Origin of the sequence: Variovorax sp. RCC_210, assembly GCF_041355175.1 — a bacterium.
In the GTDB taxonomy this organism is placed as follows: domain Bacteria; phylum Pseudomonadota; class Gammaproteobacteria; order Burkholderiales; family Burkholderiaceae_C; genus Variovorax.
Genome location: NZ_JBFUPJ010000019.1, coordinates 82400 through 95754, shown reverse-complemented (window position 1 = coordinate 95754; position 13355 = coordinate 82400). Strand labels below are relative to the sequence as shown.

The following is a 13355-nucleotide window of genomic DNA, read 5'->3' as shown; positions in this document are numbered from 1 at the left end:
TCTTTGGGAGGCTCTAGGCGCCCAGGGCAGGCTTGGCGATCATGAGCCAGAAGAGCGCGAGAAAAAGAAAGAACGCCGGCACGCCGAGCACCACCCACCAGCGAAAAAGCTGCCAGTAGCGCGGCGGTAGCGCGGTGCTCTCGCGCGCCGCTTCGGCCGCGAAGTCGCGCAGGCGCATCTGCAGCCACACGACCGGCAGCCAGCAGGCGATGGCCAGCACATAGCAGACGATCGAGGCCTTCAGCCATGGCGTGGAAAGCGGCAACTGCAGCCGGTGCACCAGCCAGAAGCCGGTGAGCGGCTGCAGCACCGCCGTGGTCGCGGTGAAGATCCAGTCAGCCCGCACCACCATGCGCGCAACCACGGCCACCGCACGCACATCGCGCGACAGCGTGGTCGCCAGCAGGTAGAACGCGGAGCCGATGCCGGTGCCGAAGAGCAGCGTCGAGGACACCACGTGCAGGTACTTCACGAAGAGGTATTCCATGGATTCCTTTCCGCACGCCGCAACGCCGCGCGGCCAGGCGTGCGCCCGACGCCCGGTGCGTCCATGGCCCACAGGAGCGCGATGGCCGCGCACATCGGCAGGTTCTTGGAGAGCGGGCCGAAGGGATGGAGCCAGAACTCCGGCATCGCCCAGCTGATGGCCAGCGTGTAGAAGGCGATCAGCGCGAGTTGCAGGGGCCACAGCAGCCGCGCCCGCCACCGGGCCGGCAGCGCGAGCGTTCCGATGCCCAGCGCCAGGTCCAAGAGCGCAGCGCCGTCGAGCAGCAGTTCGGCCCAGGCGCCGCCGGCGCCCACGCGCGCGAGCAGCGCCAGGCTCTGGTCGCGCGGATAAAGGCCGATGGAGACGATGAAGGTCCATATCCACACCAGCGCCACCGCCACCCGCAGCGCCGGCAGCAGCGACCACAGCCATGCTGCCCGGCGCAACGCCTCGGCGCGGCCTGCGTCGACGAAGTGCTCGTGCGGTCGCGGCGGACGGCCGAGCCAGCGGGTGAAATCGTCCGCCGGCGCGGCGTTGCCCTGCAGCAGCATGCCGGCGGTGTCGGCATCCAGAAAGCTGTGGCGCCATCGGCCCGCGACGCCCGCCGCACGGCGGAACGCAGCCTCCGGCATCGGCAGCAGCAACGGCCGCCGCCGGTGGCCGAGTTGGCGGCGAAGGTCCAGCAGGTAGGTGCGCAGCATCACCGCTCGCGGGCCCACGAAGGCGATGGTGCGGCTGCCCGGCGGACGGGCGTCGGCCAGCGCCAGCACGCCGGCCACCACGTCGTCCAGGTGCACGGGTTGCAAGAGCTGGCGTCCGCCGCCGGGCAGCGCCAGGAGCGGCATCACCGCCAGCGCGGCGAAGAACTGCGCGCTCGCGCCGTCCTCGTCCCACACCAGCGAGGGCTGCACGATGGCCGATGCGACATGGCAGCGGCGCAGGCGGTCGTCCGCCCGCGCCTTGCTCCGGTGGTATTCGCTTGCGGCCCGCGCGTGGGCTCCGAGCGCGGAGATCTGGATGACGAGCGCCGCACCGGCTTTCTCGCAGGCCTCGAAGAGCATGGTCGGGCCGCGGTGGTGCACCGCGTCGAACTCGCCCGGCGCGTGCTCGCGCAACACGCCCGCCGCGTTGATGACCACGTCGCCGGGCAGGAGGTGCGGCATCCAGAACGACACCGGCGGCACCTCTTCGAGATCGGCGCGCAGCCAGCGCGTGCGTTGCTGCGGCCAGGCGGCGCGCTCCCGAGCGCTGGAGAGATCGCGCGCCGTGCAGACCAGCCGGACGCCCCGCCGCGCGAATGCCTCCGCGAGCGCATGCCCCAGAAAGCCGGCCGCGCCGACGATCACGATCCTCGCGGCGCGTGCGCCTCCGGGCGCGGCGGCGCGCAGTGTTTCAGCGGCGGCGTCCACGCTCTGCCACCGCGCATCCACACGCCAGCCCGAGGGCGAAGGTGGCATAGACAATCGCCATCGCGCACGGGGACAGGTGGTGCTCGAAACCCGGCCGGAGCCGCGGGGGCGTGATGGTGTAGTCGATCGCGAAGGCCGTGGCCGCTGTGGCCGCGGCGCGAGCGATCGCTGCGCCGGGCGAGGCCGCGGGCGGGCGCCTGGCATGGAGCCCCGCATGCAGCACGGCCCAGAACGTCGCTGTGCCGTGGTGAATGGCGTAGCCCAGCGCCGTGTGCCGCCACGATGGCCGCCGGGCGGCCAGCGCCTTGCGGCCCCACAGCCACTGGCTGGTCGCGTTGGTCGGCGCCGCGCTGCTGCCGGTTTCGCGGCGGCCGTACCAGGCGAGCGCCAGCGTCGAGGCCAGGCTCGCGACGGCGCCCCCCACAAGGCCGGTGCGCAACGCGTCCCGCCAGAGCGCCGCCGTGCCGACGGCCGGTGGATGCGCGGGCTCCGGGTGGCCCTGCGACGCTGTGCTGTGCCTGACTTTCGGACCGCCGGTGTTCATCGATATCTCCAAGGTCGTGCGCGAAGTTGAAAACATGGAAGGTGGTCGACATGGGCCATCGACTGCCAGCGACAGTTCCAGACGCAGGCAGCGCCGGTGTCGTCGTTCGGATACCTCTGCTGTAGGTGCTGTCTCGCGGAAAAAATTGCAGCAGGACTGGCGGGCCCTTGTCGCACTGAAGCGATGCCGCCCTGGCAAAGACGCGCACGGCCGTGTGCCTCCTGCATCCGCCTGCATCCCGCCCGTGCGATTGTCGCGGGCATGCCGATTGCCGCCTGCTTGCATCGATTCCGTCCTCGCCTCCAAAGCGAACACAGAAGGAAGCCCATGCCCGACGGGGACATCCGCGACGACGCCTGCGTTCAATGGCGCCTGCAGCGCAACTGCGCCATGTCGCCGCGCAGCTTCATGCTGCACATCGCCGCGCTCGCCGCTGTCGTCGCCATGGTGGGCATCGCTTTTTGTGCCGCGGGCTATCCGCTGGTGCTGTGCTTCTGCGCCTTCCAGGTGGCGGCGCTCGCCGCCGCGGCCTGGGTGCATGCGATGCATGCGATCGACGGCGAACGCGTCGTGCTCACGCCGGGCTCGCTCGAAGTGCACGCCACCCGGGGCCTGCGGTCGCAGACTTTCCGCTTCGACCCCTGCTGGGCCTGGCTGGAAGCGGCCCGCGACCATGAGGCCGGCTCGCGTCCGCCGGTCCTTTACGGTGGCGGCCTGCGCGTGCAGCTGGGTACCTATGCGGACGAGGCGCAGCGGCACCGCTTCGCGGCCGAATTCAGCCGCAGCCTGCGCCGCGCGCGCTCGGGCACGTTCCATCTTCCTTCGCACGAGACCTCGACATGAGCACATCCCCCGACCCCGCCCATCCGGTTCACCCCGCAGCACCGGGCGTCCACGACGCAAATGGCACGCACGACGCACACGACGAGCACCACGCCATGCCCTTCGGCTGGCGCCGCTGGTTGCTCGCCACCAACCAAAAGGATATCGGCACGCTCTACCTGCTGTTCAGCCTCGCCATGTTGATGGTGGGCGGCGTGCTCGCGCTGGGCATTCGCGCCGAGCTGTTCCAGCCAGGGCTGCAGTTGCTCAACCCCGAGCTCTACAACCAGTTCGTGACCATCCACGGCCTGGTGATGGTGTTCGGCGCGATCATGCCGGCCTTCGTGGGCTTCGCGAACTGGATGGTGCCCCTGCAGGTCGGCGCCTCGGACATGGCCTTCGCGCGCATGAACAACTTCAGCTTCTGGCTGCTGCCGCCCGCGGCGGCGATGCTAGTCGCGCCCTTCTTCAGCGCCGGCGGCGCGGCCGCCTCGGGCTGGACGCTGTACCCCCCGCTCAGCCTGCAGATGGGCCCGTCGATGGACTTCGGCATCTTCGCTGTCCACATCATGGGCGCGAGCTCGATCATGGGCGCCATCAACATCATCGTCACCATCCTGAACATGCGCGCGCCGGGCATGACGCTCATGAAGATGCCGATGTTCTGCTGGACCTGGCTCATCACCGCCTACCTCCTGATCGCGGTGATGCCGGTGCTCGCGGGCGCGGTGACGATGCTGCTGACCGACCGCCACTTCGGCACCAGCTTCTTCCAGCCGTCCGGCGGCGGCGACCCGGTGCTGTTCCAGCACATCTTCTGGTTCTTCGGCCATCCGGAGGTCTACATCATGATCCTGCCGGCCTTCGGGATTATCAGCCAGGTGGTGCCGGCGTTCTCGCGCAAGCGGCTCTTCGGCTACTCGTCCATGGTGTACGCGACGGCCTCCATCGCGATCCTCTCGTTCATCGTGTGGGCGCACCACATGTTCACCACCGGCATGCCGGTGGCCGGCCAGCTGTTCTTCATGTACGCGACCATGCTGGTGGCGGTGCCGACGGCGGTGAAGGTGTTCAACTGGATCGCCACGATGTGGGAGGGATCGCTCAGCTTCGAGACGCCGATGCTGTTCGCTCTGGGCTTCATCTTCGTGTTCTCCATCGGCGGGCTCTCGGGCGTGATCCTGTCGATCGCGCCGATCGACATCCAGTTGCACGACACCCACTACGTGGTGGCGCACTTTCACTACGTGCTAGTGGCAGGCTCGCTGTTCGCGATGTTTGCGGGCTATTACTACTGGTCGCCGAAATGGACCGGCGTGATGTATGTCGAGCGGCGCGGGCAGATCCATTTCTGGGTGTCGCTCGCAAGCTTCAACGTGGGCTTCTTCCCGCTGCATTTCCTCGGGCTGGCGGGCATGCCTAGGCGCTATGCCGACTACCCGATGCAGTTCTCCGACTTCAACCACGTCGCCAGCATCGGCGCCGCGGTGTTCGGCCTGGCACAGGCCTATTTCCTCCTCTTCATCGTGCTGCCGGCCATGGCCAAGCGCGGCGCACCGGCGCCCGCGAAGCCCTGGGAAGGCGCGGAAGGCCTGGAGTGGGAAGTGCCCTCGCCCGCGCCCATTCACACCTTCGCAACGCCGCCGAAGCTGGACAGCACCGCGACGCGCGTGGTCGGTTGATGCGCGTCGTTCGCATGAACGATCCGCGGCGCGCCGGCAGCGCGCGCGATGTAGGCAAGTACCGACCTTCTACTCGCCATTTTACCGACGCATGAGGCCAGCCGGTGCGCGCACATTGCGCCTCCTGCAGACAGCTGGCGGACGCAGCCCGCCCGGATCGAAAGAACAATGACAACAGCCACTTCGTTTGTCCGCGCCCTGCTCTGGCTCGCGCTCTGTTGCGCGGCCGGCGCCCGTGCGCAAGAGGCCGACTGGCCGATGGCTGGGCGCGACCATGCGAGCACGCGCTTCTCGCCGCTGGCGAACATCCGCACCGACAACGTCGCGCAGCTCAAGCTGGCCTTCACCTTCTTCACCGGCGTGCGGCGCGGGCAGGAAGCCGCGCCGCTGGTAGTGGGCGACACCATGTACGTGGCCGCGCCCTACCCCAACTACCTCTACGCACTCGACCTCGCCAAGCCGGGCGCTCCGGTCAAATGGAAGTTCGAGCCCAAGCCCGACGCCGGCGCGCAGGGCGTGGCCTGCTGCGATGTGGTGACGCGCGGGCCGGCCTATGCGGACGGGCGCGTGTTCATGAACACGCTCGACGCGCAGACGATTGCGGTCGATGCGGCCACGGGCACCGAACTCTGGCGCACGAAGCTGGGCGACATAACCAAGGGCGAGACCATCACGATGGCGCCGCTCGTGGTCAAGGACAAGGTGCTGGTGGGCAACAGCGGCTCCGAACTCGGCGTGCGCGGCTGGCTCGCGGCGCTGGACACGCGCACCGGCCGCGTCGCATGGCGCGCGTACAGCACCGGCCCCGACGCCGAGGTGCTGATCGGCCCTGCGTTCAAGCCCTTCTATGCGCAGGACCGCGGCAAGGACCTGGGCGTGACGACCTGGCCGCCGGAAGCCTGGAAGATCGGCGGCGGCGCGGCCTGGGGATGGATCTCGTACGACCCCGAGCTCAACCTCATCTACTACGGCACCGCCAACCCCGGCCCCTGGAATGCCGAGCAGCGCCCCGGCGACAACAAGTGGACGGCCGGCATCTTCGCGCGCAAGCCCGACACCGGCGAGGCCGTGTGGTTCTACCAGTACGCGCCGCACGACCAACATGACTACAACGGCACCAACGAGAACGTGCTGCTCGAGCTCGACGTGAAGGGCGCCAGGCGCAAGGTGATCGTGCATCCCGACCGCAACGGCTACGTGTACGTGATTGACCGCGCCAGCGGCGAGGTGCTGCAGGCCACGCCCTTCGTGAAGGTGACCACCTCCAACGGCATCGACCTGAAGAGCGGCCGCCCGGTGCTGAATCCCGCGACCGAAACCCGCATGGGCACGACCGTGCGCGACGTGTGCCCCGCCTCGCCCGGCGGCAAGGACTGGCAGCCCTCGGCCTGGTCGCCGCGCACGCAGCTGCTCTACATGCCGCACCAGAACATGTGCCAGGACATGATGACTTTCCAGGCCAGCTACATCGCCGGCACGCCCTATCTCGGCGCGGAAGTCGTGATGTACCCGGGCCCGGGTGGCAACCGCGGTGTGTTCGGTGCCTGGGACCCGGTGAAGGCGCGCATGGCCTGGTCGATCCGCGAGCGCTTTCCGATCTGGAGCGGCGCGCTCGCCACCGGGGGCGACGTGGTGTTCTACGGCACGATGGAAGGCTGGTTCAAGGCCGTCGATGCGCGAAGCGGCAAGCTGCTGTGGCAGTACAAGACCGAATCGGGAATCATCGGCCAGCCGATCAGCTACCGCGGTCCCGACGGCAAGCAGTACGTGGCCGTGCTCTCGGGCGTGGGCGGCTGGGCCGGCGCCGTGGTGTCGAAGGACCTGGACGTGCGCGACGGCACGGCCGCCAAGGGCTTCGCGAGCGCCATGAAGGACCTGCCGCAGTACACGGGCAAGGGAGGGACGCTGTATGTCTTCTCGCTGCCCTGAACGGCGCGCCGCCCGCCTGCTCGGCCTAGCCTGCCTGCTGACGGCAGGCTTAGCGGCAGGCGCGGGCGAACCCTCGCCTGCATTGCGCGTGTGCGCGGACCCCGACAACCCGCCCTTCTCGCAGCGCAACGAAGGCGGCTTCGAGAACCGCATCGCGCGGCTGCTCGCGGACGACCTGCGGCGCCCGCTGCACTACACTTGGCTGCGTGACCGGCGCGGGTTCGTGCGCAAGACCGTGGGCGCGGGCCTGTGCGACATCGTCGTTGGTGTGCCGGTGGGCTTCCAGGCGTTGCAGACGACGGCGCCGTACTACCGCTCGGCCTTCTTCTTCGTGAACCGCAAAGGCGCCGCCGGGCCCACGGGCTTCACGGATGCACGGCTGGCGTCATGGCGCATCGGCGTGCAGCTCATCGGCATCGACCCGGGCACTTCGCCGGTGGGATACGCACTCGCGCGGCACGGCTCCACCGAGCGCGTCGTCGGCTACACGCTGGCGGGCGCCGAGACACCGCCCGCGCAGCGCATGGTGCAAGACGTGGCCTCGGGGCGGCTCGACAGCGCGCTCGTCTGGGGGCCGCAGGCCGGGTACTTCGCGAGCCGCTCGCAGGTGCCGCTGCACCTGGTGCGCGCCGACGCGCCGCCTGACATGGCCTCGGTGCCCTTCGAGTTCTCGATCGCGATGGGCGTGCGGCATGGCGACGCCGCGCTGCGGCAGTCGCTCGACGGATTCATCGTGCGCCGCCGCGCCGACATCGATGCCGTGCTCGCCGCCTACCGCGTGGCGCGCACCGACCGTGCGGGGGTGGCGCCATGAAGGCCGAGCTGCACTCTGTCGCCGCAATGTGTGCCGCTCTGTGCGCTGCGCTGCTCGCCACCGGCTGCGAGCGCGAGCGCCGCGACTTCGAGCCGCCGCAAGGCCAGGCCATCGCGCCCGGTACGCGCCACACGGTGCAGCAGCCCGGCGAACCGACGCCCGCCCCGGCTTCGCAAGCGGCCGACATGCCGGCCACGCCCTACACCGTGGGCGACAACGCCTTTGCCGTCTCCCAGGGCAAGCGGCTGTACCGCTGGTACAACTGCAGCGCATGCCATGCGCCGGGCGGCGGCGGCGACTGGGGGCCGGCGCTGTCGGACGACAAGTGGATCTACGGTTCGGCGCCGAACAGCATCTTCCTGAGCATCGTGCAGGGCCGGCCCAACGGCATGCCGTCCTTCGGCGGCCACATTCCCGAAGACCAGGTCTGGCAGCTCGTGGCCTATGTGCGTTCGCTTTCCAGCCAGCTGCGCAAGGACGTGGCGCCCGGCCGCTCGGATGCGCTGCAGGCCTCCGAGCCCGAGGTCTCTCGCGAACGCGAGCACCCCCAGCCCTACCTCCCGCGCGATGGCGCGCAGAACCCGACCCGCTGAAATGCGCAGACGCCCGCCGCCCCTTTTCACCTGCGGCACGCGCGGCGTCCGGCCGCTGCTGCTTGCGGCGGCCTGCGGAGCACTGCTCGCCCTCGGCCTCGGTGCGGAGGCCGCGCCGCCGCAGGACGTGCTCTCGCCGGCCGGTCCTCAAGCCGCGCACATCCGAGACCTATGGCACATTACGCTCGCGGTGTGCACCGTCGCGTTCGCGGGCGTGCTGGCCGCGGTGCTGGTCGTGCTGTGGCGTTCGCCGCGCGCGGATGGCACCAGTGCCGCCGAACTCGATCCCGAGTCGGCGCGCGAGCGGCGCGCGGGTCGCAGCGCGGGCACGGCCGTAGCGGCTTCGGTGCTGCTGCTCCTGTTCCTGATCGTGGCGAGCGTGCTCACCGACCGCGCGCTCGCGCAGCTGTCGCTCAAGGACGCAGTGCGCATCGAGATCACCGCCAACCAGTGGTGGTGGGAGGCGCGCTACGACGACGACGATCCCTCGCGCACCTTCACCACCGCCAACGAACTGCACATTCCCGCCGCGCGGCCGGTGCTCTTCACGCTGAAATCGAACGACGTGATCCACAGCCTCTGGGTGCCGAACCTGCATGGCAAGAAAGACCTGATTCCCGGCCGCACCGCGACCCTGCAATTGCAGGCCGACAAGCCCGGCGTATACCGCGGCCAGTGCGCGGAGTTCTGCGGCTTCCAGCACGCGTTCATGGCCTTCCTGGTGGTGGCGCATCCGCCGGCCGAATACGAGGCCTGGGCTGTGGCGCAGCGACGCACCGCCGTGGCTTCGGACGATCCGCAGGCCGTGCGCGGCCGCGCACTCTTTCTCGGCGGCACCTGCGTGATGTGCCACACGGTGCTGGGCACCACCGCGAGCGCGCACCGCGGCCCCGACCTCACGCACCTGGCATCGCGCCAGACGCTAGCTGCCGGCAGCCTGGCCAACACGCCGCAGGACCTGGAGCGCTGGATACGCAACCCCCAGCAGTTCAAGCCCGGCGTGAACATGCCGGCATCGAACCTGCCCGACGAAGACCTCAAAGCGTTGGTCGCCTACCTGCGGAGCCTTTCATGAGCCGCACCGCCTTCGACCAGTTGAAGCCCGCCGGCGGCCCGTGCCCGAGCGGCAACAGCGTGCCGTCCACGCCAGCCGACGCGATGGCGCTGGAGCGCACCTGGCGCGACCCGCCGGACGTGCTGGGCTGGTTCTCGGCCATCAACCACAAGACCATCGCCAAGCGCTTCGTGCTGACGACCTTCGGCTTCTTCCTCGCCGGCGGGCTCATCGCGCTGCTCATGCGCCTGCAGCTTGCTGTGCCGCGCAACTTGCTGGTCGGGCCCGATCTCTACAACCAGCTGTTCTCGATGCACGGCACCACGATGATGTTTCTCTTCGCGGTGCCGGTGATGCAGGCGGTGGCGATGTACCTGATCCCGCTGATGATCGGCGCGCGCAGCGTGGCCTTTCCGCGCATGAACGCCTATGCGTACTGGGTGTTCCTGTTCGGCGGGCTCATGCTGTACACCGCCTTCCTGCTGGACATCGGGCCGGACGCAGGCTGGTTCTCTTACGTGCCGCTGGCCGGCCCCGACTATTCACCCGGCAAGCGCGTGGACTTCTGGGCACAGCTCGTCACCTTCACCGAACTCTCCGCGCTGCTGGAAGCCGTTATCATCATCACCACGGTGTTCAAGCTGCGCGCCCCCGGCATGACGCTCGCGCGCACTCCGCTCTTCGTGTGGGCCATGCTGGTGACCGCCTTCATGGTGCTGTTCTCGATGCCGTCGGTCATGCTCGCGAGCACCGCGCTCATCATGGACAGGCTCGTCGGCACGCACTTCTACAACCCGGCGCAGAACGGCGACGTGCTGCTCTGGCAGCACCTGTTCTGGTTCTTCGGGCATCCGGAGGTCTACCTGATCTTCCTGCCGGGCCTGGGCTTCATCTCGGCGATCGTGCCGACCTTCGCGCGGAGGCCGATCTTCGGCTACACGGCGATGGTGCTCGCGCTGATCGCCACCGGATTCCTCGCCTTCGGCCTCTGGGTGCACCACATGTTCGCGACCAACCTGCCAGACCTGGGCAAGAGCTTCTTCACCGCGGTGAGCATGCTGATCGCCATTCCGTCGGCGGTGCAGATCTTCTGCTGGATCGCGACGCTCGCGACCGGCCGGCTGAACCTGAAGACGCCGCTGCTCTTCGTGCTGGCCTTCTTCTTCATCCTCGTGATGGGCGGGCTCACCGGCGTCATGCTGGCTTCGGTGCCGCTCGACCTGCAGGTGCACGACACCTACTTCGTGGTGGCGCACCTGCACTACGTGCTGCTCGGCGGCGCGGTGTTTCCGCTGGTGGGCGCCATCTATTACTGGTACCCCAAGTTCACCGGGCGGCTGATGAGCGAGCGGCTGGGGCGCTGGAACTTCTGGCTCTTCTTCATCGGCTTCAACGTGGCCTTTTTTCCGATGCATCTGCTGGGGCTGCAAGGCATGCCGCGCCGCGTGTACAGCTACCCCGCCGAGATGGGCTGGGGCGCGATGAATTTCATCGCCACGCTGGGCGCCCTGATGATCGCGGCGAGCGTGCTGGTCTTCATCGTGAACCTGTGGCGCAGCCGCCGCCAGGGCGAGCCGGCCGGTGCCGATCCATGGGGCGGCGGCACGCTCGAATGGGCCACCGCATCGCCGCCTTCGGCCGCGAACTTCGAGGCCATTCCGGTCGTGTACGGCTGCAATCCGGTGTGGGAGGCGGGCCTGCGGCCTGTGGGCGCCCCGATCGCGGTGGGCGGGCTGGCCGTCGATGCGCGCGAGCAGCTCGTCACCAGCGTGCTCGACGCGCAGCCGGACCACCGCTCGCAGTTCCCGCAGCCCTCGGTCTGGCCCTTCGTCTCGGCCGTGGCGACCACGGTGCTTTTCGTGGGCTCGATCTTCACGCCGTGGGCGGTGGTGTGGGGCGCGGTGCCGGTGGCCGTGGCGATGACGCTGTGGTTCTGGCCGCGCCGCGGCGAGACGCGCACCCATATCGCCCTGGAGCAGCAGCCATGAGCGGCGGGCGCGACACCCCGAGCGCAAGCACCGGCATCGATCCGCGCCACATCGTGCGCGTGGACGGGCGGATGCTCGATGCGGCGCCGCTGCCGAGCTACGCCTTCGGGCACCGCAGCCTCATGTGGTGGGGCACGCTGGGGCTGATCGCCATCGAGGGCACGGTGTTCGCGCTGGTGATCGTCGCGTATTTCTATTTGCGAAGCCTCGCGCCGCGCTGGCCGCTGAACGCCCAGCCGCCCGAGCTGCCGTGGGGCACGCTCAACACGGTGGTGCTGCTCGCGAGCATGGTGCCCAACCACATGCTCAAGCGCGCCGCGGAAGCCGGCGACCTGAAGCGGCTTCGCCTCGGCTTCGCGCTGTGCCTCCTGTTCTCGGTCGCGTTCCTGGTGGTGCGCATCTTCGAGTTCCGCGGGCTCAACGTGTGGTGGGACACCGACGCCTACGGCTCGGTGGTGTGGCTGCTGCTGGGCCTGCACACGCTGCACCTTCTCACCGACACCTACGACACGGCCGTCCTTGCCGTGCTGATGCGCGCCGGCCCGCTGGAAGGCCGGCGGCTGGTCGATGCGAGCGAGAACGCGCAGTACTGGTATTTCGTCGTGCTGAGCTGGCTGCCTATCTATTTCGTCATCTACGTGGCGCCGCACATCTAGTGATGTGCGCACGCGCCAAAGGAAGAAAGGAAAACGCCGCATGTGGAACTGGCTCGCGCTCCTGGGAACGCCCGTCGTGAGCCTCACGGTGCTCGGGCTCGGCTTTGCGCTGGTGACGCCTTCGTGCGCGCACCAGACGCTCGCCTGGGTGCATGCGGTCCACGCCGTCGGCATGGTGCTCGGCCTCGTGTTCAGCGTCGGCGCGGCCCGGCAGCGCGCGGTTTCACGCGATCGCCTGGCGCCAGCGGACATGCAGGCGCGCCGGCATTTCGTGCATGCGATGGCGCTGCCGGTCGGGCTGCTGTTCACCTTGGTCATGGTGGCCGAGTGGTTCGTCGCCTGGGTGCTGTCGCCATGCGCGGCATGACGCGAACGCCGGTGCTGTCCGCCTGTACCGCGGCCGCATGCCTTGCGGCCGCTCCGCTGGCCCGCGCCCACGTGCCCGACCTGCCGGCCGGCAGCACCGAGGTACCGTGGACTTTCGAGCCCTGGATCGTCTGCCTGCTGCTGCTCGGCAGCGCCCTCTATGCAGCGGGATTGCGCAATCTCTGGCGCCGCGCCGGCATACACCGGGGAGTGAGCGGATGGCAGGCCGCCGCCTTTGCGGGCGGGCAGCTGGCGCTCGTCGCGGCGCTGGTGTCGCCGCTCGATGCGCTGGGTACGCTGCTTTTCTCGGCGCACATGGTGCAGCACGAAATCCTGATGGTGGTCGCGGCGCCGCTGCTCGTCATCGGCCGGCCGCTTGCGGTGTGGGCATGGGGCCTGCCGCCGCGCTGGCGATCTGGTGCGGGAAATGCCGCGCGGCTCGGGCCCATTGCCGCAACGTGGCGCTTGCTGACCCATCCAGCGGTCGCGTGGGCGTTGCATGGCGTGGTGCTGTGGGCCTGGCACATGCCGCGGCTGTTCGAGGCCGCGCTGGCGCGACCGGGCGTTCACACGCTGCAGCACACCAGCTTCTTCGCGAGCGCCCTCCTCTTCTGGTGGGCGCCGCTGGGCAGCGCCTCGCGCCAGGGCCAGGGGGCGTCGATGTTCTACCTGTTCACCACCATGGTCCACACGGCGGCGCTGGGCGCGCTGCTGACGCTGTCGCCTGCACTCTGGTACCCGGCCTATGCGTCGACCTCGCCGGCCTTCGGGCTCGATCCTCTCGAGGACCAGCAGCTCGGCGGGCTGGTGATGTGGGTGCCAGCGGGCCTGGCCTACCTGGCGGTGGGCCTCGCGCTCGCTGCACGGTGGCTGAGAGACGGCGGCATGGCGCGCGGATCGACGCTGAAGATGCAGACACCCGGCTCCGGGACGAAATAGCCAGACAGCGTTGCGAAAGCGCGTTAGTACGAACACCCGCCTCCGCCTCACACCGGCGGCTTGCACAAAAAC

The 13355-nt window shown here is 69.2% G+C and carries 13 protein-coding genes; 10 read left to right on the top strand and 3 right to left on the bottom strand.

The features are described 5' to 3' along the window. Positions 1–13 precede the first annotated feature (13 nt). The 3 genes from AB6807_RS35120 to AB6807_RS35110 are packed head-to-tail and all read right to left on the bottom strand — an operon-like array spanning position 14 to position 2440. Positions 14–487: a DUF2269 family protein gene (locus AB6807_RS35120; protein ID WP_371088164.1), complete on the bottom strand. Its 474-nt coding sequence runs from the start codon at positions 485–487 to the stop codon at positions 14–16. Then, on the bottom strand, positions 469–1944 hold the full coding sequence (locus tag AB6807_RS35115; RefSeq protein WP_371088163.1) for an SDR family oxidoreductase: 1476 nt from the start codon (positions 1942–1944) through the stop codon (positions 469–471). Before AB6807_RS35115 ends, AB6807_RS35120 begins: the two co-directional genes overlap by 19 nt. Further along, on the bottom strand, positions 1880–2440 hold the full coding sequence (locus AB6807_RS35110; protein WP_371088162.1) for a hypothetical protein: 561 nt from the start codon (positions 2438–2440) through the stop codon (positions 1880–1882). Before AB6807_RS35110 ends, AB6807_RS35115 begins: the two co-directional genes overlap by 65 nt. 327 nt (positions 2441–2767) lie before the next feature. Between AB6807_RS35110 and AB6807_RS35105 the strand changes: the two genes are divergently transcribed. The 10 genes from AB6807_RS35105 (at position 2768) to AB6807_RS35060 (ending at position 13283) form a co-directional block, all read left to right on the top strand. Then, positions 2768–3283: a DUF2244 domain-containing protein gene (locus AB6807_RS35105; protein ID WP_371088161.1), complete on the top strand. Its 516-nt coding sequence runs from the start codon at positions 2768–2770 to the stop codon at positions 3281–3283. After that, positions 3280–4944 (top strand): cytochrome c oxidase subunit I, encoded by a 1665-nt coding sequence (gene ctaD / locus AB6807_RS35100; protein WP_371088160.1) that lies wholly within the window; start codon positions 3280–3282, stop codon positions 4942–4944. The genes AB6807_RS35105 and ctaD (AB6807_RS35100) overlap by 4 nt, the downstream gene beginning before the upstream one ends. Positions 4945–5112: 168 nt before the next feature. Beyond that, positions 5113–6873, top strand: coding sequence for a methanol/ethanol family PQQ-dependent dehydrogenase (locus AB6807_RS35095; RefSeq protein WP_371088159.1), 1761 nt, complete (start codon positions 5113–5115; stop codon positions 6871–6873). Further along, on the top strand, positions 6854–7687 hold the full coding sequence (locus AB6807_RS35090; protein ID WP_371088158.1) for a quinoprotein dehydrogenase-associated putative ABC transporter substrate-binding protein: 834 nt from the start codon (positions 6854–6856) through the stop codon (positions 7685–7687). The genes AB6807_RS35095 and AB6807_RS35090 overlap by 20 nt, the downstream gene beginning before the upstream one ends. Before the next feature lie 26 nt (positions 7688–7713). Then, positions 7714–8280, top strand: a complete 567-nt coding sequence (locus tag AB6807_RS35085; protein WP_371088157.1) for a cytochrome c — start codon at positions 7714–7716, stop codon at positions 8278–8280. A 1-nt stretch (position 8281) separates the two neighbouring features. Continuing rightward, positions 8282–9355, top strand: a complete 1074-nt coding sequence (gene coxB, locus AB6807_RS35080) for a cytochrome c oxidase subunit II (RefSeq protein ID WP_371088156.1) — start codon at positions 8282–8284, stop codon at positions 9353–9355. 83 nt (positions 9356–9438) lie between these two features. Next, positions 9439–11322, top strand: coding sequence for a cytochrome c oxidase subunit I (gene ctaD / locus AB6807_RS35075; protein WP_371088202.1), 1884 nt, complete (start codon positions 9439–9441; stop codon positions 11320–11322). Between the two features lie 71 nt (positions 11323–11393). Continuing rightward, positions 11394–11978: a cytochrome c oxidase subunit 3 gene (locus AB6807_RS35070; protein ID WP_371088201.1), complete on the top strand. Its 585-nt coding sequence runs from the start codon at positions 11394–11396 to the stop codon at positions 11976–11978. Between the two features lie 40 nt (positions 11979–12018). Next, on the top strand, positions 12019–12345 hold the full coding sequence (locus AB6807_RS35065) for a hypothetical protein (RefSeq protein ID WP_371088155.1): 327 nt from the start codon (positions 12019–12021) through the stop codon (positions 12343–12345). Continuing rightward, the gene (locus AB6807_RS35060; RefSeq protein WP_371088154.1) at positions 12306–13283 is read left to right on the top strand and encodes a cytochrome c oxidase assembly protein; all 978 of its coding nucleotides are present in this window, start codon (positions 12306–12308) and stop codon (positions 13281–13283) included. Before AB6807_RS35065 ends, AB6807_RS35060 begins: the two co-directional genes overlap by 40 nt. Positions 13284–13355: the final 72 nt, after the last annotated feature.